This is a genomic window from Pseudomonas sp. AC463, assembly GCF_979253585.1.
Genome location: NZ_CEEDDZ010000012.1, coordinates 99,244 through 124,708, shown reverse-complemented (window position 1 = coordinate 124,708; position 25,465 = coordinate 99,244). Strand labels below are relative to the sequence as shown.

At 62.8% G+C, this 25,465-nt stretch carries 18 protein-coding genes; 3 read left to right on the top strand and 15 right to left on the bottom strand.

Annotation, left to right across the window (positions count from 1 at the left end):
- Positions 1–62 precede the first annotated feature (62 nt).
- Complete coding sequence (locus AC0IYH_RS16830; protein ID WP_471835244.1) at positions 63–188, top strand: hypothetical protein; 126 nt, start codon at positions 63–65, stop codon at positions 186–188.
- On the opposite strand, the gene AC0IYH_RS16825 is transcribed toward AC0IYH_RS16830, so the two are convergent.
- The 12 genes from AC0IYH_RS16825 to AC0IYH_RS16770 form a co-directional block, all read right to left on the bottom strand.
- The gene (locus AC0IYH_RS16825; protein ID WP_471835242.1) at positions 185–778 is read right to left on the bottom strand and encodes a glutathione S-transferase; all 594 of its coding nucleotides are present in this window, start codon (positions 776–778) and stop codon (positions 185–187) included. The two genes, AC0IYH_RS16830 and AC0IYH_RS16825, sit on opposite strands and share 4 nt — an antisense overlap.
- Positions 775–4,416 (bottom strand): AAA family ATPase, encoded by a 3,642-nt coding sequence (locus AC0IYH_RS16820; protein WP_471835240.1) that lies wholly within the window; start codon positions 4,414–4,416, stop codon positions 775–777. Before AC0IYH_RS16820 ends, AC0IYH_RS16825 begins: the two co-directional genes overlap by 4 nt.
- Entirely contained in the window at positions 4,413–5,654 is a 1,242-nt protein-coding gene (locus AC0IYH_RS16815; protein ID WP_122771958.1) for an exonuclease SbcCD subunit D C-terminal domain-containing protein, read from the bottom strand. Before AC0IYH_RS16815 ends, AC0IYH_RS16820 begins: the two co-directional genes overlap by 4 nt.
- A gap of 59 nt (positions 5,655–5,713) precedes the next feature.
- Complete coding sequence (locus AC0IYH_RS16810; protein WP_206222685.1) at positions 5,714–5,983, bottom strand: DUF6124 family protein; 270 nt, start codon at positions 5,981–5,983, stop codon at positions 5,714–5,716.
- A 364-nt stretch (positions 5,984–6,347) separates the two neighbouring features.
- A complete protein-coding gene (locus tag AC0IYH_RS16805) occupies positions 6,348–8,723 on the bottom strand; it encodes a YncE family protein (RefSeq protein ID WP_471835237.1) in 2,376 nt (791 codons plus the stop codon).
- A gap of 143 nt (positions 8,724–8,866) precedes the next feature.
- Entirely contained in the window at positions 8,867–10,507 is a 1,641-nt protein-coding gene (locus tag AC0IYH_RS16800) for a BatD family protein (protein ID WP_116628991.1), read from the bottom strand.
- Positions 10,504–12,240: a tetratricopeptide repeat protein gene (locus AC0IYH_RS16795; protein WP_471835235.1), complete on the bottom strand. Its 1,737-nt coding sequence runs from the start codon at positions 12,238–12,240 to the stop codon at positions 10,504–10,506. The genes AC0IYH_RS16800 and AC0IYH_RS16795 overlap by 4 nt, the downstream gene beginning before the upstream one ends.
- A complete protein-coding gene (locus tag AC0IYH_RS16790) occupies positions 12,237–13,325 on the bottom strand; it encodes a vWA domain-containing protein (RefSeq protein ID WP_471835233.1) in 1,089 nt (362 codons plus the stop codon). Before AC0IYH_RS16790 ends, AC0IYH_RS16795 begins: the two co-directional genes overlap by 4 nt.
- On the bottom strand, positions 13,318–13,812 hold the full coding sequence (locus AC0IYH_RS16785; RefSeq protein ID WP_058424110.1) for a DUF4381 domain-containing protein: 495 nt from the start codon (positions 13,810–13,812) through the stop codon (positions 13,318–13,320). Before AC0IYH_RS16785 ends, AC0IYH_RS16790 begins: the two co-directional genes overlap by 8 nt.
- Positions 13,809–14,741 carry a DUF58 domain-containing protein gene (locus tag AC0IYH_RS16780; protein WP_116628994.1) on the bottom strand — a complete coding sequence of 311 codons (933 nt, stop codon included), beginning with the start codon at positions 14,739–14,741 and terminating at the stop codon, positions 13,809–13,811. Before AC0IYH_RS16780 ends, AC0IYH_RS16785 begins: the two co-directional genes overlap by 4 nt.
- A 5-nt stretch (positions 14,742–14,746) precedes the next feature.
- On the bottom strand, positions 14,747–15,706 hold the full coding sequence (locus AC0IYH_RS16775; protein WP_003174327.1) for an AAA family ATPase: 960 nt from the start codon (positions 15,704–15,706) through the stop codon (positions 14,747–14,749).
- Between the two features lie 196 nt (positions 15,707–15,902).
- Positions 15,903–16,256 (bottom strand): hypothetical protein, encoded by a 354-nt coding sequence (locus AC0IYH_RS16770; RefSeq protein WP_471835230.1) that lies wholly within the window; start codon positions 16,254–16,256, stop codon positions 15,903–15,905.
- 483 nt (positions 16,257–16,739) lie between these two features.
- On the opposite strand from AC0IYH_RS16770, the gene AC0IYH_RS16765 reads away from it, so the two are divergent.
- On the top strand, positions 16,740–21,608 hold the full coding sequence (locus tag AC0IYH_RS16765; RefSeq protein WP_471835228.1) for an NAD-glutamate dehydrogenase: 4,869 nt from the start codon (positions 16,740–16,742) through the stop codon (positions 21,606–21,608).
- 197 nt (positions 21,609–21,805) lie between these two features.
- On the opposite strand, the gene AC0IYH_RS16760 is transcribed toward AC0IYH_RS16765, so the two are convergent.
- The 3 genes from AC0IYH_RS16760 to AC0IYH_RS16750 form a co-directional block, all read right to left on the bottom strand.
- Positions 21,806–22,492, bottom strand: coding sequence for a GntR family transcriptional regulator (locus tag AC0IYH_RS16760; RefSeq protein ID WP_471835226.1), 687 nt, complete (start codon positions 22,490–22,492; stop codon positions 21,806–21,808).
- Between the two features lie 17 nt (positions 22,493–22,509).
- Positions 22,510–23,211 carry an FCD domain-containing protein gene (locus AC0IYH_RS16755; RefSeq protein ID WP_116629000.1) on the bottom strand — a complete coding sequence of 234 codons (702 nt, stop codon included), beginning with the start codon at positions 23,209–23,211 and terminating at the stop codon, positions 22,510–22,512.
- Positions 23,212–23,283: 72 nt separating this feature from the next.
- On the bottom strand, positions 23,284–24,609 hold the full coding sequence (locus tag AC0IYH_RS16750) for a C4-dicarboxylate transporter DctA (RefSeq protein ID WP_177411974.1): 1,326 nt from the start codon (positions 24,607–24,609) through the stop codon (positions 23,284–23,286).
- A 217-nt stretch (positions 24,610–24,826) separates the two neighbouring features.
- Here AC0IYH_RS16750 and AC0IYH_RS16745 point away from each other — a divergent pair, with 217 nt between their 5' ends.
- Positions 24,827–25,456 (top strand): DNA-3-methyladenine glycosylase I, encoded by a 630-nt coding sequence (locus tag AC0IYH_RS16745; protein ID WP_471835224.1) that lies wholly within the window; start codon positions 24,827–24,829, stop codon positions 25,454–25,456.
- Positions 25,457–25,465 lie beyond the last annotated feature (9 nt).

Below are 25,465 nucleotides of genomic sequence, written 5' to 3'. Positions count from 1 at the left end.
CATTGCCATGTGTTTAAATTTGACGCTCAAATATTGGCGCCTTATTTCATGGAATCGACAGCATGGCACTTCGAATCGCCGCAGCAATCCTGTTCCTCTATTCCGCCCCGATCCTGTCTTCCGTGCAACTGGCGGACGGCGAGCCGGAGATTGCGCGCGAGCGATTATTAAACCTGGCTCAAGGCTAAGCCTTAGCCATCACACCGATGAACAGCGTTGATTGCAGGAATGCCTCGAGCCACTGCTGCAACCGGGGGTAAGGCGTGCTCGCAAACCACTGCCGATCCACATGCGCAAACTGCCGCACGAACGGCAGCACGGCCATGTCCGCCAGGCTTGGGTGATCAGCGAGTAAATAGCTACGTCCGGCCAGCAACCCGTCCAGCTTCTGCAAGAACACCTCACCCTCGGCCCGATACTGTTCCATCGGCTGCTCCGGGTAGCGTTCGGCGTACTTGTATCGATTCAAGTGATGTTTGAAGCCCTGGTCGTTTTCCGCAATCAGTGCCAGTACCGTTGGATCGCCGCCCAGTAACCAATCCTCCGGATCATGCTGGGCCAGGGCCCATTGCATGATCGCCAGGCTTTCATCGATCACCGCGCCGTCCACACTCAGCACCGGCACCGTGCCCTTGGGCGACAGGCTGAGCATCTCGGCCGGCTTGGCCTTGAGGCTCACCTCGATAATCCGTACCGGCACCCCGGCATAGCGCAACGCCAACCGCGCGCGCATGGCGTACGGGCAGCGCCGGAACGAATACAGCAGCGCCTCGCTCACTTGACCTCCAGGGTGCTCAAGCCGTTGCCCTGACGCTTGACCTGGATCTGCACCGGGATGCGCTCATGCATTTCCTGTACGTGGGAGATCACCGCGACTTTGCGCCCCTGGGCCTGGAGGCCGTCCAGGGCGTCCATGGCCAATTGCAGGGATTCGGGGTCGAGGCTGCCGAAACCTTCGTCGATAAACAGCGACTCGATCTTCAGCGTACTCGAGGCCATCGATGCCAGGCCCAAGGCCAGCGCCAACGACACCAGGAACGTCTCGCCGCCCGACAGCGAATGCACCGAGCGCAGCTCATCACCCATTTCCGTGTCCATCACCAGCAGCCCGAGCATGCTGCCGCCGCGCTTGAGGCGGTAGCGGCGCACCAGCTGGCGCAACTGCACGTTGGCGTGGTGCACCAGCAGGTCGAGGTTGTAGGCCTGGGCGATCTTGCGGAATTTGTCGCCGCTGGCTGAGCCGATCAATGCGTCAAGCCTTGCCCAGCGCTGGTATTCGGTGTTGGCTTCGGTGATTTGCTCGGCCAGCGCCTGGTTGGCGTTGTGGCGGCGTTGGTCTTCGACCTGTTCGGCGCGTAGCTCGGCGCACTGCTGTTCGCTGGCGGCGAACTGGTTCTGCAGGTCTGCCAGGGCGCTGGCGAGTTGCTCGGCATCGAGGTTGCCGTTGTGTTGCGCCTGATGATCAAGCAGGCGTTGCTCACGCTCCTGCAGCAGCACCTTGGCCTGTTCGATGGCGGTTTCGTTGTGCTGCAAGCGCTCGCGCAACGCGGTGAATTGCCCGTCGTCGATGCCCAGCAGCGCGTCGAGGCCGGCGTCATCCAATTCCGGATGCTGGCCGCGCCAGTCGGCGACTTTACCCGCCAGCTCAATGTTTTCACGTTCCAGCGCCTGCAGGCGGTCTTGCTGCGCCTGCAGTTCAGCGCGGATTTGTACCTGTTGGGTGTGCGCGCTTTGCAGGGCCTGGGCCGTGCCGGCTTCAGCGCTGCGCGCGTGCTCCACGGCCTGTTCCAGTTGCTGCTGCCAGTGCTCGGCGCTGCTGTGTTCGCCGAGCAACTCGGCGAGTTTGACCTGGCTGCTGTGTTGTTGCTCGGCCAGCGCATTGAACTGCTGTTCGGCCGCCTGCGATTGCTGCAGACGGGTTTGCTGGCGATCCTGTTCTTTTTCCAGGGTTTGCTGGCGTTGCTGCTGCTCGCCGAGTTCTTCCTTTTGCTGGTCGACGTGCGCCAGACGCTCGGCGATCTGGCGGTCGAGTTGCATAAACGTCGCCGCTGGCTCAAGGCGCAAGGCTTCCAGGGTGTCCTGGGGCAATACCGTCGCGAAGGCACTGAGTTCTTCATCGAGGCGTTGACGGTCGCTGCTCAGTTCACGCTGCTGGTTGCTCAGGTGCTGCGCGGCCTGTTGCTGGGCGGCTTCGGCCTGGCGCAGTTGCTGGGTCAGGCGCGCGGCGTCCTGTTGCAGGGTGAGCAGGGCGCGTTGACGCTGTTCGTCCTGGGTGAGGCTCTGGTTCAACTGCTCGGTTTGCCGGCTCAGCCAGGCGTCGCGCTTGTCGGCGTCCTGGTTCAGCAGCTGTTCGGCGTGGGGGTGCGCAGTGAGGCTCGGCGTCAGCGCGTGTTGCTGGGTGGCCAACTGTTCTTGCTGTTGCAGCAGTTCTTTTTGCTGAACGATGACGCCACTGACCTCGGCGCGCAGCTCGGTGAGTTTTTCCTTGAGCTGATCGACCACCTGCTGGGCGTTGGCTTGCTCGCTCTCATCATGGCGGCCGAGGCTTTGCAGCAATGCCTCGGGCTGATGGTATGGATGCTCGCTGCTGCCACACACCGGGCAGGGCTGGTCGTCCTGCAACTGCGCGCGCAATTCTTCGACACTCGCACTGCGCGCCAGCCGCTGGCGTTCGAGCAGTTCGCGGGTGACGCTCAAGGTTTGCTCGGCGACGGCCAGTTCAGCCTTGGTGTTCACGCCGTCCTGGGTCAGCCGTTCGCGCGCCTGTTGGGCGCCGAGTTGGCGTTGTTGCAGCTCGGCGCTGCGCGTGTCCAGATCCTGTTGGCTGGCCCACAGGCGCGCCAGGTCTTCGATGGCGCGCAGGTGTTTGCGGTTGTCCTGCAGTAGGTTGCCGAGGATGCCGATCTGTTCGGCGACCGCATCCGGCTCGGCGCCGGCTTCCTTGAACAACACTTCCAACTGCTGCGTTTGGGTGGCGAACGCTTCGGCGCTGGCGCTGGCGGTTTGCTCAAGGGCGGCCAGTTCGGCCTGGCCCTTGTTCAAGCGATTACCGATCAGCATCAGCTGTTGCAGGCGGTCGCGGTAGATCGTCCAGGCATCGCTCAAGGGGGCCAGGTGCTGGCTGTGTTCAAGCTCGGCGGCGATGCGCTGCAAGCGTTCGGCGACGGCGGCCTGTTTGTCCAGCAAGGCCTGAATGGCCGCTTGGCCTTCGCTGCTGGCCTGTTGCGCCTGCTGTTTGGCCTGGGCGCTGAGGGTGGCGTCTTTGGCCAGGCGGGCGAGGCTGCTCTGTTCGTCGAATGCCTGGCGCAGCAGCGGCGCGCTGTCGGTCAGGCGCAGTTGGGCATCGCCGAGAGCGGTTTTCGCTACCTGCAACTGCTGTTCGAGATGCACCTGGCGCTCGGTCAGTTCGACCTGTTGCTGGGTGTGTGCGGCAATCTGCGCCGCCAATGGCGTGAGCAAGGCGTCGAGTTCGGTTTTGCGCGCAAACAGGTGCCGGTGCGGGCCGAGCTGCTCGAGGCGCAAGCGCGTCACGCGTTCGTTGCTCAGTGCCTGCCATTGCTGTTGCGCGCCGTGCAGTTGTTCGGCAGCGGCCTGTTGCGCGTCCTGCAACAGGCGCAGGTCCTTGAGCCAACCGTGTTGCTGCTCCAGCTGCTTAAGCTGGGCCTGCTGCACCTTGAGCTGCTGCTGGGCGACGTTGAAACGTTCATCCAGTTCCGCGCGGGCTTCAGGCGCCAGCGGCGTCACGCCGGTGGCCTGGCTTTGCAAGAGTTTGAGGGCTTCGCGCGCCTCTTTGGTCTTGTCGAATGCGCGGCGGCCGAGGCGGGTGTAGAGGGCGGTGTCGGTGAGTTTCTCGAGTAACTCGCTGCGGTCGTTGTCGTCCGCCTTGAGAAACGCACTGAACTCGCTTTGCGCCAGCAACACGGCGCGGGTGAATTGTTCGAAGTTCAGGCCCAGCGCGGCTTCGAGCTGGGTCTTGTATTCGCCTTTCTGGCTGGCGAGCAATTGGTTCTGGTCGATATCGCGCAGGCTCTGGCGACTGGCCTGCAGCTTGGCGCCAGCTTTCTCGCGGGCGCGATTGGCTTCCCAGCGCGCGCGATAGCGGCGCCCGTCGATGCCGACAAAATCCACTTCGGCATAGCCTTCGCCGGTGCCACGGCGCAGCAAGGTGCGCGGGTCGCCGGTGGCGATTTCGCCGTCGGCGTCGGGCACCTTGGCATCGCGGCCAGTGTTGTTCAGGCGCGGCACGGTGCCAAACAACGCCAGGCACAGTGCATCGAGCAGGGTGCTTTTACCGGCGCCGGTGGGCCCGGTAATCGCGAACAAGCCGGCGCTGGCGAGGGGCTCGGCGGTGAAGTCGATTTCAAACGGGCCGGCCAGAGAGGCGAGGTTTTTCAGGCGGATGGCGAGAATCTTCATGGCTGTTCCTCCTCCTGTTGCACTTCCTGGAGCAGCACGGCGAAGTCCTTCAAGGTCTGTTCATCCACGTCACTGCCGTAGCTGTCTTGCCAGGCGCGGCTGAACAGCTCGTGGGGCGTGAGCTGGTCCAGCTCGATCAGGCGGTCTTCGTCGCCGTTTTCACGGCTGCCGGTGCCGGCGTATTCGGCGGCGATGCGTACCAGGCGCACGGCTTTGCCTTGCAGCGCGCTTTCGATTTGCTGGCGCAGGTCGGGCTGCGGCTCGTCAAGGCGCACGCGCACTTCCAGCCACGGATGGCGCTGGGTTTCGGCGAGCAGGTCGACGTCAGGCAACTCGGCCAGTTGCTGGAGAATATCCGCCAGCGGTGCGGCTTCCAGGCGTTGCAGGTCGACCGAGCGGGGGATCAGCAGCGGTTCGACACTGACCAGGCATTGGCCCTGGAAGGTCACATCGAGAATCTGGTGCTTGTAGCCGATTTCGGAAAACGACAGTGGAATTGGCGAGCCGCTATAGCGAATGCGCTCCTCGCCATTGACCTTTTGCGGCTTGTGCAAATGGCCGAGGGCCACATAACCGACACTTTTGTCGAACAGGCTGGCGGGCAGCGCCTCGGCATTGCCGATGATCAGGCTGCGCTCGGAATCTTCCGACACCGAACCCCCGGCCATGTGCGCATGGCTGATGGCGATCAGCGCCTGGCCTTTTTTGCGCTTGGCATTGGCGGCAGCGATCAGCCATTCGTGCACTTGGCCGATACCGCGCAGGTAGTCGTCACCCAGGTGCGCGCCGGTGACTTCCGCCGGACGCAGAAACGGCAGCGCCAGGCACCAGCCGGCGATCTTGCCTTTGGCGTCGGGCAGCGGGATCAGCAGGCGCTCGGCGTCCAGTTGGCCGTCGTCCAGCCACAGCACGCGGCCGAGGGCGTGGGTGCGCAAACGACGCATCAACGGCGCGGGCAGTTCGATGCGCGAGCCGGAGTCGTGGTTACCGGCGATCATCACAATCGTCAGGTGCGGGTTTTGTTCGTGGGCGCTGATGATGAAGTCATACAGGCGCTCCTGGGCCTTGAGCGGCGGGTTGACCGTGTCGAAGATATCGCCGGCGATCAGCAGCACATCGGGCTGCTGGGCTTTTAATTGGCCCAACAGCCACTCGAGGAAACAGGCGTGTTCGAAGTCGCGTTCCTGGCCATGCAGGTTTTGGCCGAGGTGCCAGTCGGAGGTGTGAAACAGACGCAAGGCGAACTCCGTGGAAGAGATGAAAAGGAGGGGAGTTTACCCGTAAATGTGGGAGGGGGTTATGGGGTGTGCAGGCAATCCAGGGCGCGGTTGGCCAGGGTGTTGGCCATATCGATCAAATGCGCGGTCGCGCCGGCCATCGGGACGTTATCGCCACTGGCGGCTGCTGTGGCGGCTGCACAGCGCAGCAGGTCGCAGATTTCGGCGAGGGCATCTTCGAAGCTCAGATCTGGGTCGACGGTGAAGGGTGGTTGTGAGTCGGGTTTCAGGTAATGGCTGAGGGCGCGTTCGAAGATTTCGCGGGGTGGGTCGGGGACGATTTTGTTCATGAATGAAACTCCTACTAATAAGTGGGGGAGCCATCCTGTGCCGTTTCCACACGGCAGATTAGGTGGCAGCCATACGCGGGGTGGAAAACCGAGTAGTAGGACTCGGCCAGACCGAAGTCTGCCCGCGTACAGCCGCCATTGAGCGTTTGCATACGATCATGACGCCTACTAGTTCCCAGGTTTCCACACCCGATCGCTGATATGCAGCGACGGAACGAAGGCTAGCCAGTGAAATGAGCAGGCGCAAGGCCGTGGGATTGTCTAGGAAACTTCCCGCAAATTAAAGAGATATGGATTGCTGGCCTTTACCCAGGCGCAAAAAAACGGGACCCACGGCTACTGAGTCCCGTTGTGTTTTCTGCAACTAAAGCGCGATGAAAGCCAGCGTCCCGTTCGCCTGGTTGGCCACAAGGGCAATCGAACCGTCGGGTGTAACGGCGACGCCTGCTGGGTTGGCAAAGCCGTAGAGGGTATGCTTCACGGTCTCTGTGTCGGTATTGATCACTGTGAATGTGTTGAAGGAGGTGACATAGCACTCCCGAACACGGTTGTTCATAGCCACACCGTAGGCATAGCTGAAGCCGCCCAGCGTTTTGGCAATGGTATTGGTCGGCGGGTTAATGATGTACACCGCATTTGTGCCGGTTACATACGCACGTTCCCGCGGAATATCGAACGGATTGAACGCGATGTCAGAGCCGGCCGGATTGGTATTGATGCCTGCAATTGCGCCGATCACTCCCGAGGCACCCGATGGATTCAGCAGGTTCACCTGAGACGGCCCGGCGACATAGAACCTTGACTCCAGGTGATTGAGCGCGCACCCGAACGGGTTGGTGACGCCGGTGGTGCTCAGGAGTGTGCCGGTCAGCGCATCATAGGTGGCTACCCGGTTGTCGATACTGCTGCTGACAAACAGCCGTGTGCCGGCCCGGTTCAGGCAGAGCCCCCAAATGTACTGGAAGCTTGGGATGGTCTGGATCAGCGTGTTGTTGCTGAGATTGACCACCGAGATGCTTTGCGAACCCAGGTTGCCCACATACAGCCGCGACTCATCCGGGTGCATGGCGATGCGGAACGGTCGGTTGAAACCACTAATGGTGTTGACCACTCTGCGTTGGGCAATATCAATCACCGAGACGGTGTGGCTGCCGTGGTTGGTGAGGTAGGCAGTGCGACCATCGCGGGTGATCACCATCCAGTGCGGTTGTGCGCCTACCGCAATGGTTTGGATTACTCTAGGTGCCCTGAGAAGGCTATAGGTCGTCGGCAGGAACGCAATCGCCGTTGCTTCATCGGTACTGCCGTTGGGTGTGAAACTGGCGGTGACGATGATTCTGTTCGTGGCCTGCTCCAGCCATGTGCGAGGCACAGGTATGTTTGCCAGCCCGGTGATCGCCTGACTCGCCGTGATCGCCACGCCGTTCCACAGCACCAGGTCCGGTACGCCAGCACTGCTGCACCTTATCCATACCCGTTGTCCAGCGGCGGCCGAAGGCCATCTATCCAGGGAGAGGTAGCCATCGCCTGAGAAAGTAGAGAGATCCAGCGTGCCGTTGTCGGCGACTGCGTTGATCAGTGGCCGCACTTGCGGCGCGACTACCGGGGTGCCAATCACCTGGACCGAGTAGCTGCCCGAGCGGCGCAGCAGTACTCCGGAGGCGTTTTGCAATTCGAACGACACACGAAACGACCCGCCGGTCAGTGGCGTAATCAAATCATTGGGCACAGGAACGATTTCCGTGAACCGGTTGTTGTCGTTAACCGCGGGCAAACGCACGGTTCGGATGGCACCGTCTGGTGCAGTAATCGTCAAAATCACTACGATTCGATTGGGCGGAACAGGCGTGGTCGGCGTGCGAAGGGTTGGGACCAGCACGGTGAAGGCAGACCGGCTTTGGGTGTCGAGGTCCACCACGGGGGCCTCGGTATTGTCCGCGTAAAACACTGGGCTTGCGAGCAGGCTGGGGTCCAGTTCACTGTTGAGCACATAGGGTGTGGAATACAGGGCTTTTATGCCGCCGGGTCCAGAGACGTTTTCCACCACGTCAGTGACGGTGAAGTTGATTTTTACCGCGCCGGATTGAGTGATCAGGGGGAAGATATTCGGGGGGATGTACACCGGAATCGGCCCGGGCCCGGCGGCATCGGTGGGGCTCACGGTATAGAAGACACTAGGGCCGCCCACGGAAATTTCAATCAGGTCGTTGGCGCGGATGTTCGCGTATTTGTTGATCAAGGCCGTCATCCCGGCCGCGGCAACGGCCGGGGTGATCACTGAATTCTGGGGTTTGCCTTGAATCGACATCGACAAACCATCGTGCCAGGTGTTCCCGGCGATGGGGTCGAGGCCGCCTGGCACGTCGGTCTTGATCAGGTAGGTGTCGATGTCCGAGCGGCTTACCTGGCCACTGCCGACGCGCCGGACTTCGGCAAACATCTGGACTTCGCCCCGCGGGACATTCACCCCTGGGGTGGTCCAAAAGTAACGATCAGCCAGCCCGCTGACGGCGCTCCTGACCAGCGGTATGGTCAGGTTCCCCACGAAGATATTGTAGTCGTCGCCGACAGATCTATTAAACCAAGCCTCTTGGGAAGCCCGGAAATTCGGGCTTACATGCTTCGTACCCATACCCCAACTGGCCCTCTCAGGGTATTGGGCGCTGCCCAGCGGGATAGGGTCGGGGTCAGGTTGGGGACGGTCAGTAAGTAAATCAAAGGGAACAGGCACTGTAGACATAACCTTCACCTTGCAGGTAGGGGCGCACGTGGGCCGCGCGACGGGCAAGGTCAATGAAGCGCTTGAGGGATTTGTTTGATCTACTGTCAGAATTGACAGTTGCGACAGGCGGTAGCCGCCAGCCTTCTGATTAGAAGGCCAGGCTATTTGGGATACAGCGGCGGCAAGCTGGTGCTGTCGGCTGCCGGGTCTTGCTCGCGCTCAGCCATGGGGATGGCCTTGATCGCGCGCCACAGGTCTTCGCCCAGCCAGTACTGGCCGCTCTCGCTATAGAGCGCGCCGTTCAAACCATCAAGCGCATCTGACAACGGCACGAAGCGCGCGGCCATGTCGGCCAGGGTTTCCGGCTGCTGGCGCGCCCAGGCATCCAGCGCCTGGCGGGTGGCCTGGGGGTCGTTGGCCTGGGTGGCGCGCTTGAGGTCGTCGAGCAGGGTGCGTGGGCTGGGGCCGGTTTGCGCGGCACGCATGACCGCCGGTTGGCGGCGTGCACGCCACCATAGGCCAAAACCCAGCAGGGTGGTGCAGGCCAGCAGCAGGGTGCTGAGTTGCCACAGCCACAGGCGGCTGTCGTCGGGCGCGGTGATGATGGTTGGCGTGGCAGGGGTGTCGACCACCAGGCTCGGGTTATTGGCCACTTGCAGGGTGCGGGCCGGCAGGCTGGTGCGCTCCAGGTGGTCTTCGTGGGTGTTCCACCACACCACTTCCACGGCGGGCAGTTCCAGCGCACCGACGCGGTTGGGCACCAGCGCTTCGCGGTCTTCACGGCTGCCGATCAAACCACGGTCATTGCTCTGGTTGCCGAGCACCGGCTGGTCCGGGTAACGGCGCAGGCCGCTGATCTCGGTGCTGGGCAGGGCCGGCAGTTGCGCGCTGGACAGGCCCTCGGCCTTTACAGTGAGGCTGCGGGTCAGTGAATCGCCGACCTGCACATGGTCGGGTGCCGGGTTCCAGTTCTCGCTCAGGGTCAGGCTGCGCGCCGGCAGCCAGGCGGCGTCGGCGGGGTACAGTTCGGGCTTGGGTTTGACGCTCAGTTGCAGGGCGCCGGAGCTGACATGAATCAGCTTGCCCGGCTTGGTGCCTTGCAGGGTGTTTTCCTGCGGCGGGCGCGACTCGACCAGCGTGGCGCTGAAGGTCTGCGCGGGGATTTCCAGGCTGCCACTGTGCTGCGGGTAGATCGCGTAGCGGGTTTCGATCACGCCATGGCGAATGCTGTTGATAACTTTCTCGTAGGTGCGCGACTCGCCCAATTGCTCGACGCGGGCGTCGGCGATTTGCAGCGGTGTGAGGCTGCTGTCGTCATAGAGCGACACTGAGTGGTACACGCGCACGGTCAACAGGGCCTGGGCCTGCACGTACACGTTGGTCTGGTCGAGGTTGGCCTCGACAAACACCGGCGCCAGCTCCGCGCTGGTGTTCTGGCTGGTGGTTTCCACCACTTGCAGGCTGATGGGCTGGGTCTGGTACTCGCCCACTTGCAGGGGCGGGATCACCACGGTGCCGTTCTGCTTGGGCAACAAGGTGATGATCCAGCGCGTGGTGGCGTGGTTGTCGCCGCCCAGGGTGGTGAGCTGGTTGAGCTGGCGCGTGCCGCTGACTTCGAACTGCGCGTCCAGGGGCGACAGATCGGGCTTGCCGAACTGGGTGACGTCGCTGGATTCCACCGTCAGCTCTACCGTTTCGCCGGAATTGAGGCGGCTGCGGTCGACACTGGCCACCAGGTTCGCCGCCTGGGCGTGGCCTGCCGACAACGCGAGCAGAAGCAGTAGGGAGGTGCGGCGGCTCATCGAGTCTTGTCCTGATGTTGTTGCTGTTCGTACCAGAATTTGCGGCGCAGCAGCTCGCCGGGGTTGTCCGGGATCTCCCGCAGCCATTGTTCCAGGGCCTGGCGATGTTCACCGTCGAGGCTGGCGTCGGTGGGCCGCAGCGGCGGGGTGGTGGTTTGCTCATCGCCCAATTCGCTGCCCGGTACTTCGTTGCCGCCGGGGGGCTTGGCGCCGGGTTGGGTTTCGCCGGTGCCGGCTTCGCCCTGGCCCTGGGATGACGGCTCGCCACCCGCAGCCTGCTGCCCATTGGCGCCCGGTTGCGCAGTTTGGCCGGGTTGGGTGGTTTCGTCATCCTGGTTTTTTTTCGGCTGTTCGGGCTCAGGCGTCACCTGTTCCTGCATCAGGGTTTCCACCAGCGCCTTGTTTTTAAGCGCCGGCTGCAGGTCGGGCTGGGCTTCCAGGGCTTGTTCATAGGCGTCGATCGCGGCTTCCAGCTCGCCGGCGCGGGCCAGGGCATTGCCGCGATTGTAGTGGGAATAGGCGTCATTGCCCTCGGCAAAGCGCTTGATGGCCTCGGCATAGTTGCCGGCCTCGTACAGGGCTACACCTTGCCATTGCGGGTCTTCGAAGTGTTCGGCGGCTTCGGCCGGGCGTTTTTTCTTCAGCAGGTACTGGCCTTGCTGGTCGGGGCGCAGCCACAGGTCTTGCAGGCCGAAGGCATAGCTCGGTTGCGGCGCGGCCATCAGCAGCAGCGGCAGGCAGAACAGCCAGCCACGTCGCCCGGCACAGGCGGCGAGCAACAGCAGCGGCAGGAGCAGCCAGTAACCCTGGTCGGCCCAGGTGTCGAGGTGCAGCAACTGGCCGTCGTTGCGCAGGGCTTGCGGGGTGTCGAGTACGCCGAGCTGGCGCAGGTCTTTGTCGTCGAGGCGCGCGGCACGGTAACGGCCGCCCATTTCACTGGCGAAGGCCTTGAGGGTCGGGCTGTCGAGGCGCGGCACCAGGATCGCGCCTTGTTCGTCCTTGAGGAATTCGCCGCTTTCCTGGGTTACCGGCGTGCCTTCGCGGCTGCCGATGCCGAGGATCGACAGCGACGGCGACTGGTTGCTTTGCAGCAGCAGGCGAATACCCTGGCGCTCCTGCTTGGACAACGACGAGCCGATCAGCAGCAGGCGGCCCTGGCCCAGCCCGCCGTGCTTGAGCAGGTCCAGGGCTTTTTCCACCGCCAGGTCGGCGCGGTGGCCGGCTTCGGGCATCAGCGAGGGGCGCAGCGCTTCGAGCAGGTTGCGGCTGGTGGCCAGGTCGTCCGACAGCGGCACCAGCGTGTGGGCACTGCCGGCGTAGACGACGATGGCGGTTTGCGCATCGCTGCGCGCCTGCAACAGGTCATACAGCTTGCGCCGCGCCTGTTCCAGGCGGTTGGGCGGGCTGTCGGTGGCGAGCATTTCCGGGGTCAGTTCCAGCAACACCACGAGCGGGTCGGACGGCTTCTGGCTGGACTGCTCAACTCTTTGCCAACTGGGCCCGAGCAGCGCCAGCACGGCCAACAACCAGGCGATGCCGAGCACCACCCACGGCGATTTGCTCTCGCGCCCGCTGCCACCACTGAGCAGCACCGCGTGGAAGGCCGGCGGCAGGATGATCTGCCAGCGCCCGGCACGCTTTTGCCGGTGCCACAGCTGCCACAGCAACCAGCCGAGCAGCGGCAGCAGCAACAGCCACCAGGGGCGGAACCAGTGCGGCCACAGGTCGATCATCGACGCCTCCGCAAACGCAGGCGTTTGAGGCGCTGGCGCCATTCCGGGTGTTGCTGCAGGAAAATCCCCTTGCTCGACAATTTGTTGAACAGCCGTTGCAGCGCATTGTTCGGCCAGCGCTCCTGAATCACCAGCAACATGCTCAGGATCAACGCCAGGGCCAGGGGCCCGCTGTACAGCGCCTGGGCCGGGCGCGCCTGGGTCGGTTGCTGTTCCACCGGCTCGAGTCTGTCAAGGGTCTCCTTGATGGTTTGCAAGTCCTCGCCATCACGGGCACGGAAATACTCGCCGCCGGTGGCCTCGGCGATGGCTTTGAGCGCGGGCTCATCCAGGTCCAGGCTCGGGTTGACGCCGAGGATACCGAGGGAGCCGGTTTGCTCGGGGTCGGCGCCGATACCGATCGGGTAGATTTTTACGCCTTCTTCGGCGGCCAGGCGCGCGGCGGTCAGCGGGTCGATCTGCCCGGCGTTGTTGGCGCCGTCGGTGACCAGGATCAGCACGCGGCTTTGCGCCGGGCGCTGGCGCAGGCGTTTGAGGGCCAGGCCGATGGCGTCGCCAATGGCCGTGTTTTTGCCGGCGATGCCGATGCGCGCTTCATCCAGCCAGGTGCGTACGGTGCGGCGGTCGAAGGTCAGCGGGGCTTGCAGGTAAGCCTGGCTGCCGAACAGGATCAGGCCCACGCGGTCACCTTCGCGGCCTTCGAGGAAGTCGCCGAGTAGGTGCTTGACCAGGCTCAGGCGGCTGACATCCTCGTCCTGCCAATGCATGTCGGGGAAATCCATGGAGCCGGACACGTCCACCGCCACCAGCAGGTCGCGGCCGCTGGCGGCAATCGGCAGGGGTTCGCCGAGCCATTCCGGGCGCGCGGCGGCGGTGAGCAACAGCAACCACAACACCACGAACGGCGCTTGCTGGCGCCAGCCCGGCAGGTTGACGCGGGCGCGGCGGCGAGCCAGGCCTTCGAGGTCGCTGAGGTAGCTGACTTTCAGCGCCGGCTCACCGCTGTCGGCCACCGGCAGGATAAGCCGCATCAACCACGGCAAGGGCAACAAGGCGAAGACCCACGGCCAGGCGAACTCAAACATGTTTGCGAATCCAGGTGTCGACGGCCTGGGTCAGGCCGGCGATGGCCTTGTCGTCGAGTTTGCATTCGGGTTTGTAGGCGCCTTCCACCAGCACCATCCAGCGCGTGAGGCCGGCGGCGGGGCAGCGGTTGTCGAGGAAGGCCAGCCATTTGCGCCCGTTGAGGGTGTGGCTCTGGCTGTAGGGGTAGTCGTTGCGGCACAGGCGCTTGAGCAGGCCATTGAGTTGTTGCAGCCAGGCACCGGCGGGGGCGCCGTCGTAGGGCTTGGGCATCAGCGCCAGTTCGGCGAGGGCGGCGATGCGCAGCGGGTCCAGCGGCTGTTCGGCACGGGCCACGGGGCGGCGCGCGGGCAGGAAGCGGCGCAGCGACCACAGCCCCCAGCCGAGCAACGGGATGACCAGCAACAGCAGCCACCACCCCGGCGCAGGCGGCCAGAAGCCAATAGCCGGCGGGGCGATCAGCGGTTGCAGTTGGTCGAGGCTGCTCATTGCTTTTTAACCGGGCGTTGCGGGTTGAGGTATTCGCGCAGTTGCTCGACCATTTCGCTCTGGGTGCTCAGGGGCATCAACAGGATCCGCAGTTTTTGCGCGAGCAGCTCCCAGCGGGCGATGCGCGCTTCGGCCTGGGCTTTATACGCCTGGCGCAAATCGTAATTCAGCGTGTCCAGCTCCAGTTGCGCGCCACGCTCCGCGAAACGTAATAGCCCGGCGGCGGGCAGGGCGTGGTCCAGCGGGTCGGAGATCGGCAACAGCAGCAGGTCGCAATGCCGCGACAGCAGGCTCAGTTGTTGCTCGGCGCCTTCGGTGAGCGCGCGTTCGTCACAGATCACAATCACCAGGCTGCCCGGGCGCAGTACTTCGCGGCCACGGCGCAGGGCCATGCCGAGGGCGTCGGCCTCCGGGCGGCTTTCGGTATTGAGGCTCTGGTTGACGCGCACCAGGCGGTTGAGCAATTGCAGCAGGCTTTGTTTGCTGCGCCGGGGCTTGATTTCGTAATGCTCGTTATCGCCGAACACCAGCCCGCCAACGCGGTCGTTGTGCCCCAGCGCGGCCCAACCGATCAGGCTGGCGGCTTGCGCGGCCAGCACCGATTTGAACATCTGCCCCGAGCCGAAAAACAGCCGGCAGCTTTGCTCGACCATGATGAAAATCGGCCGTTCGCGCTCTTCGTGGAACAGTTTGGTGTGCGGCTCCTGGGTGCGCGCGGTGACGCGCCAGTCGATGGTGCGTACGTCGTCGCCAGCCTGGTAGACGCGCACCTGGTCGAAGTCGACGCCGCGCCCGCGCAGCTTGGAGTGGTGCAGGCCAATCAACGGGCTGCGCTGGCTCGGCGTGGAAAACAGCTGCACTTCGCGCACGCGGTGGCGCATCTCAATCAGCTCGCTGAGTGTGACGCGGATTCCATCGCTGGCGTTCATGGACTTCAAGCGACGGCAACGACGTCGAGAATGCGTTGCACCACGCGGTCCTGGTCAATCCCGGCGGCTTCGGCCTCGAAGGACAGGATGATGCGGTGGCGCAGCACGTCGAACAGCACCGCCTGGATATCCTCCGGGCTGACGAAGTCGCGACCGGCCAGCCAGGCGTGGGCGCGCGCGCAGCGGTCGAGGGCGATGGAGCCGCGCGGGCTGGCGCCGTAGGCGATCCACTCGGCCATTTCCGGGTCGAACTTGGCCGGGGTGCGCGTGGCCATCACCAGCTGCACCAGGTATTCCTCCACGGCGTCAGCCATGTACAAGCCGAGGATTTCCTTGCGCGCGGCGAAGATCGCCTGCTGGCTGACGCGGCGTTCGGGCTTGGTTTCGCCGTTGAGGGCCTCGCCACGCGCCTGTTGCAGGATGCGCCGTTCGACGGCGGCGTCCGGGAAGCCGATCTTGACGTGCATCAGGAACCGGTCGAGCTGGGCTTCGGGCAGCGGGTAGGTGCCTTCCTGCTCGATGGGGTTTTGCGTGGCCATCACCAGAAACAGCGGCGACAGGTCGTAGGTGCTGCGCCCGACGCTGACCTGGCGCTCGGCCATCGCCTCCAGCAGGGCGGATTGCACCTTGGCCGGGGCGCGGTTGATTTCGTCGGCCAGCACCAGGTTGTGGAAGATCGGACCTTGCTGGAACACGAAGCTGCCGGTTTCCGGGCGATAGATCTCGGTGCCGGTGATGTCGGCGGGCAACAGGTCGGGGGTGAACTGGATACGATGGAACTGCGCTTCGATACCTTCGGCCAGCTCTTTGATCGCCTTGGTCTTGGCCAGGCCCGGTGCGCCTTCCACCAGCATATGGCCGTCGGCGAGCAGGGCGATCAGCAGGCGATCGATGAGTTTTTCCTGGCCGAGAATCTGCGTAGAAAGAAAGGTTCGCAGCGCAAGCAGCGCTTCACGATGTTCCATCGATGACGGTTCCTGGAGAGATGAGCCTGTGCGTGTGAAAACTGCCAAGGCCTGGGGCGTCTACTTTAATGCATCGCGGGGGGTGGCGACTAACGGCGTGACGGGTATTTTTGGCAAAACTTGTAGGAATTTTGTTTTGGAACGGGGTCAATGTGAGAGGGGGCAAGCCCCCTCCCACATTTAAGCATTTGTGTTCTTAAGTCCGGTTGAAGGTGCCGGTGCCCTTGAGGATGTTCTGCAGGGTGTGTTCCAGCTCGGCCATGTCCGACGCGGCGGTGGCGTGGGTGATTTGCAGTTGGTCCTTGCCGCCCAAGGCATCGGCATCGCCTGCCGCGAGCTCCACCAGCAGGGTGGTGTCGCTCAGGGTGACCTTCAACCCGTCCAGGGTCGACGGCTCGTAATCCCAGGTCAGCTCAACTTCGTCCTCGTCCGGGTAACGGCTGAGCATGAACATCTCGCCGTTCTTGCCGTGGCAGCAGAGCATGGCCATGTTGTCTTCTTCGTCGTCGCACGGGGTGGCCATCAGTGCGTCGGTTTTCAGTTGCAGCATGGGGGGAATCCTGTCTGGGGGAGGGCAATTGTGCCATTGCGACGAATTTTGTGCTGCATCCTGTGTCAGAACCCGTGCATGACCTGACGGGCCACATCAGTCATTTCCGGTACCCGGTGGGTAGGAAACAGCTGGTTTTTCTGCCAGAAAACCTCGGTTGCCCAAGTTGCAACCCGGGGCCTGCTTACCGATGACCGAATATGTCGCAGCGTCGCAAGCAGCTGTCTTCCTACACTCGTTAAGCTGCGCAACGGATGTGCACGTGCAAGGCGTCTGACCTGCCCGTCGTACCGTCACCCGGCAAGGTGTGCATCTTATGGAAGTTGTATGTGACCTCGTTGTCTTGTCCAGCTTCACCCACCTGTCACCCTGATTCGTTTATGGTTAGTCGCATGGCTATTTACGAACAGCGCTGACGGTCTCCCCGCAAGGGGATAACACGCGACGCTTCCATCAATAACAAGCCCAAGCGGAGTACCACAGATGGCGTTCTTCACCGCAGCCAGCAAGGCCGACTTCCAGCATCAACTGCAAGCGGCACTGGCGCAGCACATCAGTGAACAGGCACTGCCACAAGTGGCGCTGTTCGCTGAGCAATTCTTCGGCATCATTTCCCTGGACGAACTGACCCAGCGTCGCCTTTCCGACCTGGCCGGTTGCACCCTGTCTGCCTGGCGCCTGCTTGAGCGCTTTGACCACACCCAACCGCAAGTGCGGGTCTACAACCCCGATTACGAACGTCATGGCTGGCAGTCGACCCACACCGCGGTTGAAGTGCTGCACCATGACCTGCCGTTCCTGGTGGACTCGGTACGCACCGAGCTGAACCGCCGTGGCTACAGCATCCACACCCTGCAAACCACCGTACTCAGCGTGCGCCGTGGCAAGAAGGGCGAGCTGCTGGAAATCCTGCCAAAAGGCACCCAGGGCGAAGGCATCCAGCAAGAATCGCTGATGTACCTGGAAATCGACCGCTGCGCCAACGCCGCCGAACTCAACGTGCTGAGCAAAGAGCTTGAGCAGGTATTGGGCGAAGTGCGCGTGGCCGTGGCCGATTTCGAACCGATGAAAGCCAAGGTCCAGGACCTGCTCGCCGGTATCGACGCCAGCCAATTTGCGATCGACGGCGAAGAAAAAGCCGAGATCAAGAACTTCCTCGAATGGCTGGTGGGCAACCACTTCACCTTCCTCGGCTATGAAGAATTCGTGGTACGTGACGAGGCGGACGGCGGGCATCTCGAATATGACGCCAGCTCCTTCCTCGGTCTGACCAAGCTGCTGCGCGCCGGCCTCACCGCCGACGACCTGCGCATCGAAGACTACGCCGTGGCGTACCTGCGTGAGCCGACCGTGCTGTCGTTCGCCAAAGCCGCGCACCCAAGCCGCGTGCACCGCCCGGCTTACCCGGACTACGTGTCGATCCGCGAGATCGACGCTGACGGCAAGGTCCTCAAGGAACACCGCTTCATGGGCCTGTACACCTCGTCGGTGTACGGCGAAAGCGTGCGCGTGATCCCGTATATCCGCCGCAAGGTTGCAGAGATCGAACGCCGCTCGGGCTTCCAGCCCAAGGCGCACCTGGGCAAAGAGCTTGCCCAGGTGGTTGAAGTGCTGCCGCGTGACGATCTGTTCCAGACCCCGGTGGACGAACTGTTCAGCACCGTGATGTCGATCGTGCAGATCCAGGAGCGCAACAAGATCCGCGTGTTCCTGCGCAAAGACCCGTACGGTCGTTTCTGCTACTGCCTGGCCTATGTGCCGCGCGACATCTATTCCACCGAAGTGCGCCAGAAGATCCAGCAAGTGCTGATGGATCGCCTGAAAGCCTCGGATTGCGAGTTCTGGACCTTCTTCTCCGAGTCCGTACTGGCCCGTGTGCAGCTGATTCTGCGGGTAGACCCGAAGAACCGCCTGGACATCGACCCACTGCAACTGGAAAAAGAAGTGGTGCAGGCCTGCCGCAGCTGGCAGGACGACTACTCCAGCCTCGTCGTCGAAAGCTTCGGCGAAGCCCAGGGCACCAACGTGCTGGCCGACTTCCCGAAAGGCTTCCCGGCCGGCTATCGCGAGCGTTTTGCCGCGCATTCGGCCGTGGTCGACATGCAGCACCTCAACAGCCTCACCGAAGCCAACCCGCTGGTGATGAGCTTCTACCAGCCGCTGGGCCAGGTCTCCGGCCAGCGCGAGCTGCATTGCAAGCTCTACCACGCCGATACCCCGCTGGCGCTGTCCGACGTGCTGCCGATTTTGGAAAACCTCGGCCTGCGCGTGCTGGGTGAATTCCCGTACCGCCTGCGTCATGCGAATGGCCGTGAGTTCTGGATCCATGACTTTGCGTTCATCGCCGCCGAAGGCGTGAACCTGGATATCCAGCAGCTCAACGACACCCTGCAGGACGCCTTCGTGCACATCGTGCATGGCGACGCCGAGAACGATGCGTTCAACCGCCTGGTGCTGACCGCCGGCCTGCCATGGCGCGACGTGGCGCTGCTGCGTGCCTACGCGCGTTACCTGAAGCAGATCCGCCTGGGCTTCGACCTCGGTTACATCGCCAGCACCTTGAACAACCACACCGACATCGCCCGCGAGTTGACCCGGTTGTTCAAGACGCGCTTCTACCTGGCGCGCAAGCTCACCGCCGACGACCTCGAAGACAAGCAGCAACGCCTGGAGCAAGCAATCCTCACGGCCCTGGACGATGTGCAGGTGCTCAACGAAGACCGCATCCTGCGTCGCTACCTGGACCTGATCAAGGCCACCCTGCGTACCAACTTCTACCAGACCGACGCCAACGGCCAGAACAAGTCGTACTTCAGCTTCAAGTTCGACCCGCGTGCGATCCCGGAGCTGCCCAAGCCGGTGCCGAAGTTTGAAATCTTCGTCTACTCGCCACGTGTCGAAGGCGTACACCTGCGCTTTGGCAACGTCGCGCGTGGCGGCCTGCGCTGGTCTGACCGTGAAGAAGACTTCCGTACCGAAGTGCTCGGCCTGGTAAAAGCCCAGCAAGTGAAGAACTCGGTCATCGTGCCGGTGGGCGCGAAGGGCGGCTTCCTGCCGCGTCGCCTGCCATTGGGCGGCACCCGGGATGAGATCGCGGCCGAGGGCATTGCCTGCTACCGCATCTTCATTTCGGGCCTGTTGGACATCACCGACAACCTCAAGGACGGCGCCCTGGTGCCACCGGCCAACGTCGTGCGCCATGACGACGATGACCCGTACCTGGTGGTTGCAGCAGACAAGGGCACGGCGACCTTCTCCGACATCGCCAACGGCATCGCCATCGACTATGGCTTCTGGCTGGGCGATGCATTTGCCTCCGGCGGTTCGGCCGGTTATGACCACAAGAAAATGGGCATCACCGCCAAGGGCGCGTGGGTCGGCGTGCAGCGTCACTTCCGTGAGCGCGGCATCAATGTGCAGGAAGACAGCATCACCGTAGTGGGCGTCGGCGATATGGCCGGTGACGTGTTCGGTAACGGCCTGTTGATGTCGGACAAGCTGCAACTGGTCGCGGCCTTCAACCACCTGCACATCTTCATCGATCCAAACCCGAACCCGGCCACCAGCTTCGTCGAGCGTCAGCGCATGTTCGAGCTGCCGCGTTCGGCCTGGACCGACTACGACACCAGCATCATGTCCGAAGGCGGCGGGATCTTCTCGCGCAGCGCCAAAAGCATTGCCATCTCGCCACAGATGAAAGAGCGCTTTGACATCTCGGCCGACAAGCTGACCCCGACCGAACTGCTGAACGCCTTGCTCAAGGCACCGGTGGACCTGTTGTGGAACGGCGGTATCGGTACTTACGTCAAGGCCAGCACCGAAAGCCATGCCGACGTGGGCGACAAGGCCAACGACGCGCTGCGCGTCAACGGCAACGAGCTGCGCTGCAAGGTGGTGGGCGAGGGCGGTAACCTCGGCATGACCCAGCTGGGTCGTGTGGAATTCGGCCTCAATGGCGGCGGTTCCAACACCGACTTCATCGACAACGCCGGTGGTGTGGACTGCTCCGACCACGAAGTGAACATCAAGATCCTGCTCAACGAAGTGGTGCAGGCCGGCGACATGACCGACAAGCAGCGCAACCAGCTGCTGGCGAGCATGACCGACGAAGTCGGCAACCTGGTGTTGGGCAACAACTACAAGCAGACCCAGGCCCTGTCCCTGGCCGCGCGCCGTGCCTACGAGCGTGCCGCCGAGTACAAGCGTCTGATGAGCGACCTGGAAGGCCGTGGCAAGCTGGACCGTGCCATCGAGTACCTGCCGACCGAGGAGCAGCTTGTCGAGCGCGCTTCCACCGGCAAGGGCCTGACCCGTCCGGAGCTGTCTGTGTTGATCTCCTACAGCAAGATCGACCTCAAGGAAGCGTTGCTCAAGTCGCTGGTGCCGGATGACGAGTACCTGACCCGTGACATGGAGACCGCGTTCCCGCCGAGCCTGGTCGCCAAGTTCGGCGAAGCCATGCGTCGTCACCGTCTGAAGCGTGAGATTGTCAGCACCCAGATCGCCAACGACCTGGTCAACCACATGGGCATCACCTTCGTGCAGCGACTCAAAGAGTCGACCGGCATGAGCCCGGCGAACGTGGCTGGCGCTTATGTGATCGTGCGCGACATCTTCCACCTCCCGCACTGGTTCCGTCAGATCGAAGCCCTGGACCACCAGGTGTCCGCCGACGTGCAACTGGAGCTGATGGATGAGCTGATGCGCCTGGGCCGTCGCGCGACGCGCTGGTTCCTGCGCAGCCGTCGCAACGAGCAGGACGCCGGCCGCGACACCGCGCATTTCGGTCCGCACCTGGCGGCATTGGGCCTCAAGCTTGACGAACTGCTGGAAGGCCCGACCCGCGAAGGCTGGCAGAACCGCTACCAGGCCTACACCGAAGCCGGTGTACCGGAGTTGTTGGCGCGCATGGTTGCAGGCACCACCCACCTGTACACCTTGTTGCCGATCATCGAAGCCGCCGACGTGACCGGGCATGACGCCGCCGAAGTGGCCAAGGCCTACTTCGCCGTCGGCAGCGCCCTGGACTTGCCGTGGTACCTGCAGCAGATCAGCGATCTGCCGGTGGCCAACAACTGGCAGGCCCAGGCCCGCGAAGCGTTCCGCGACGATGTGGACTGGCAGCAACGCGCGATCACCATCTCGGTACTGCAAATGGCCGACGCGCCACACGACATGGAAGCCCGAGTGGCCCTGTGGCTTGAGCAGCACCAGGACATGGCGGATCGCTGGCGCGCGATGATGGTGGAAATCCGTGCTGCGGTCGGCACGGACTACGCCATGTATGCGGTGGCCAACCGTGAGCTGCTGGACCTGGCGTTGAGCGGTCAGTCGGTGCTGCAACCGGCTTGATCCCTCGGTAAAACAAAAGCCCCTGCATTGTGAGATGCAGGGGCTTTTTGTTGGAACGCGATTTATATAGCAACAAAGGGCCAATGTGGGAGGGGGCTTGCCCCCGATGACAGTGTGTCAGTCATGAATAGGTTGGCTGACACACCGCTATCGGGGGCAAGCCCCCTCCCACATTTAGCCTTCGATTTGTCTGGAGATTAATGGTGCTTGAGAAGTTTGGATTCCAGGTGATCCAGGTGCTCGGTCATCAACGCCGCAGCGGCATTCGCATCCCGTTGCTCCACCGCATCCACAATCGCCACATGCTCCTGCCAAGCGCAATACGTGCAGGCTTTGGCCTCAAATTGCGCAATGATCAACGAGGTCAACGGCACCAGGCTATTGAGGAACTGCGCCAGCGGCCCATTGCCAGCCATGACTGCCAAGTGCAGATGAAACTCCCCCGACAACCGAATCGCCGGTCCACGCTGGTCGCGCTCGATGCAGTCACGCTCGCGGGCGATCAGTTCGCGCAATTGGCGTATCTGCGCAGCCGTCGCTTGGGCGCAGGCCAGTTGCACCACGGTCATTTCGGTCATGCGCCGTGCTTCCAGAATCTGCCGCGTCTGCTGCGCATCCGGCGCTGCCACCTGGGCGCGCTGGTTGGGGCGCAGGATGATCACTTGCTGATGGGACAGCTTGGCCAGTACCCGGCGGATCACACTGCGGCTTACGCCAAAGGTTTCGCCCAGGCCTTCCTCGGTAAAACGGCTGGCCGGGGCGATGCGTTGTTCGAGGATGGCGTCGAACAGCCGTGGGTAGATGTCATCCACCGAAGGTTTTTTGCCGGCCACCAGGCGCAGGGTGGGCAGCAGGGGGTCGCGTTGCAAGGCGTAGGCGGTCATGGCCGTTCTCCTGAAAATCAGCTACCCAGGTGGTCGTCCGGGATGTTCAAACGGATGCCCATGCGCAGGCCTTCCTGGAGGATGTGCCGGCGCATCTCGGCACTGGCCAGGGCGCTGTTCTTGTTGCGGATCGCGCGCACCACGGCTTCGTTTTCCTGCAGGCGCTCGGCCAGGTGTTCGGGTGAGTTGCGCAGCACCTGGGCGCTTTGCTTGAGCGCGTTGCTGGTTTGCTGCACCACGTTCTGGAAAATCGGATTGGAGGTGAGGGCGAACAGTTCTTCATGAAAACCGATGTAGGCGTTCATCCCCGCTTCGGCGTCACCGGCGTCGAGGGCTTCGCGCATGTCCATCAGGTTCAGGCGCAACTGGCCGACTTCCTTGCTGCTGATGGACTGGGCCACCAGGCCGACAATGAAGGGTTCGAGGGTGTAGCGCAGTTGCAGGATGTCTTCGAGGCTGGCGGCGGCCACCGCATCGCTGGATTGCGGCTCGCTGACGCTGGTTTCCAGCACCACCACGCCTTTGCCGGGCATGGAGCGCACCAGGCCGAGGGTTTCCAGCACGATTACCGCTTCGCGCAGGCTGGGGCGGCTGATGCCCATCTGTTCGGCCAGTTCACGCTGGCCGGGGAGCATTTCGCCCCGGCGCCACTGGCCCCGCTTGAGTGCGGCGCGCAGTTTTTCTACGACTGAATTGACGACGGTTGAGGTGCTGATCACGTCAATGGCTCCTTGATGTTGCACATGTGGGAGGGGGCTTGCCCCCTCCCACATTGGGTCTGAGTTGCTTGATCAAAACTCTTGATGCGCCGGCAATACTGGTTTCTTGGCCTGGAAGGCATAGCCTTGCTGACCGTCCAGCACCTTGTTGGCGCGCTGGATGTCGATGTCCTTTTCCCAGCGGGCGATGGCCACGGTGGCCACGCAGTTGCCGATCAGGTTGGTCAGCGCGCGGCCGATGCCCATGAACCAGTCCACCGCCAGCACCAGCACCAGGCCCACCACCGGAATCGCCGGGATCGCGGTCAGCGTTGCCGCCAGGATCACCAGCGCCGAACCGGGAATCCCGTGGGCGCCCTTGGAAGTAATCAGCGACACCAGCAGGATGGTCATCAGATCCGTCATCGACAGCGGTGTACCGGTGGCGTTGGCGATAAACACGATGGCCAGGGTCAGGTAGATCGAAAAACCGTCGAGGTTGAACGAGTACCCGGTCGGAATCACCAGGCCCACGGTGGAGCTGCCAATGCCTAAGTGTTCCAGCTTGCGCATGATCTGTGGCAGCACGGCGTCGGAGGAGGCGGTGCCCATCACGATCAGCAGTTCTTCGCGCAGGTACTTGAGCAGCGGCAACATGCGCAGGCCCGACAGGCGCATCACCAGGCCGAGGATCAGCGCGACGAAGGCAAAGCAGGTGAGGTAGAACAAACCGACCAGGCTGCCCAGGTGTTGCAGCGAGTCCAGGCCGTAGGTGCTGGTGGTGAAGGCGATGGCGCCGAACACGCCAATCGGCGCCAGGCGCACGATCATGCCCATGATGCGGAAGATGACGTGGCTCAGCTCGTTGATCAGCCGCGAAATGCCTGAGGCGGCTTCACCCACCAGGTTCAACGCGCTGCCGAACAGCACCGAGAACAGCAGCACTTGCAGCACATTGTTGTCGGCAAACGCGCCGATCACCGAGTTGGGGATCAGGTCCATCAGGAACTGGCTGGTGCCCTTGATGTGCTGGCCCTTGTCGGCCAGTTCATTCAAGCCGGCGGAGGAAAGCTGCTCCAGATGGATATTGGCGCCTTGGCCGATACCGGTGCTGAAGGCCATGATCAGGCCGATCACCAGGGCGATGGTGGTGAGCACTTCGAAGTAGATCACCGACTTGAGGCCGATGCGACCGACCTTCTTCAAGTCGCCGGCACCGGAAATGCCGCTGACCACCACGCAGAATACGATCAGGCCGATCAGCATCTTGATCAGCTTGATAAAGCCGTCACCGAGGGGTTTGAGTTGCGAGGAGAATTCGGGAAGGGCCAGGCCGCAGGCGATGCCGAGCATCAGGCCAATCACGACTTGGAGGAAAATCGAACGCGAGCACCATCTGAGCATGGGAGGGATCTCTATTCGGTGCCCTGGTGGTTCCAGGGCTTAATTGTTGTGGTCTTACCGGTATGTCCAGTGCGGGGCCAGTCTACGCTGGGTTTTTTTCAAATCACAAGTAAATATTCGGCGGTCGGCAGGTCCCGGTCTGACCAGTAGGTCGGCGAGGGCGATGCTTGAGCGGTTGGCGGGCTGGAAATTTTTTCGCTTATCATCCGCCGCTCGGCATTAGAGGTGACGGATGGACACACCAGGACTGACCACGGACGAAACCGGGCAAACCTACTGCACCTGGCGCACGGCTGCGCCGCAATACCCGCATTACCACGACCATGAGTGGGGCGTGCCGGTGGCGGATGATATCCAGCTGTACGAGAAGATTTGCCTGGAGGGCTTCCAGGCGGGCATGGCGTGGATCACCATTTTGCGCAAGCGCGAACAGTTTCGCGCGGCGTTCGAGGGCTTTGATTTTCGCCGGGTGGCGCAGTATGGCGAAGCAGACATTGAACGGCTGATGCAGGACCCCGGCATCGTGCGCAACCGGGCGAAGATCCTCTCCGCGATCAACAATGCGCGCAGGGCCTGTGAGCAGGTGGATGAAACCGGGTCACTGGCGCGCTGGTTGTGGGCGTTTGAGCCTACCCCCGATGAGCGACCGGCCGTGGTGGACCTGGCGTTTTGGACGGGTAACCCGACATCCCCGGCCTCGGTGCGCTTGTCCAAAGCCTTGAAGAAACGCGGCTGGACCTTTGTGGGCCCGACCACGATGTATGCGCTGATGCAGGCGATGGGGATGGTCAACGATCATCTCGAAGGTTGCGCCTGCCGACCTCGGATCGAGCAACTGCGCCGCCAGTTCAAGCGTCCCTGAATCCCGGAT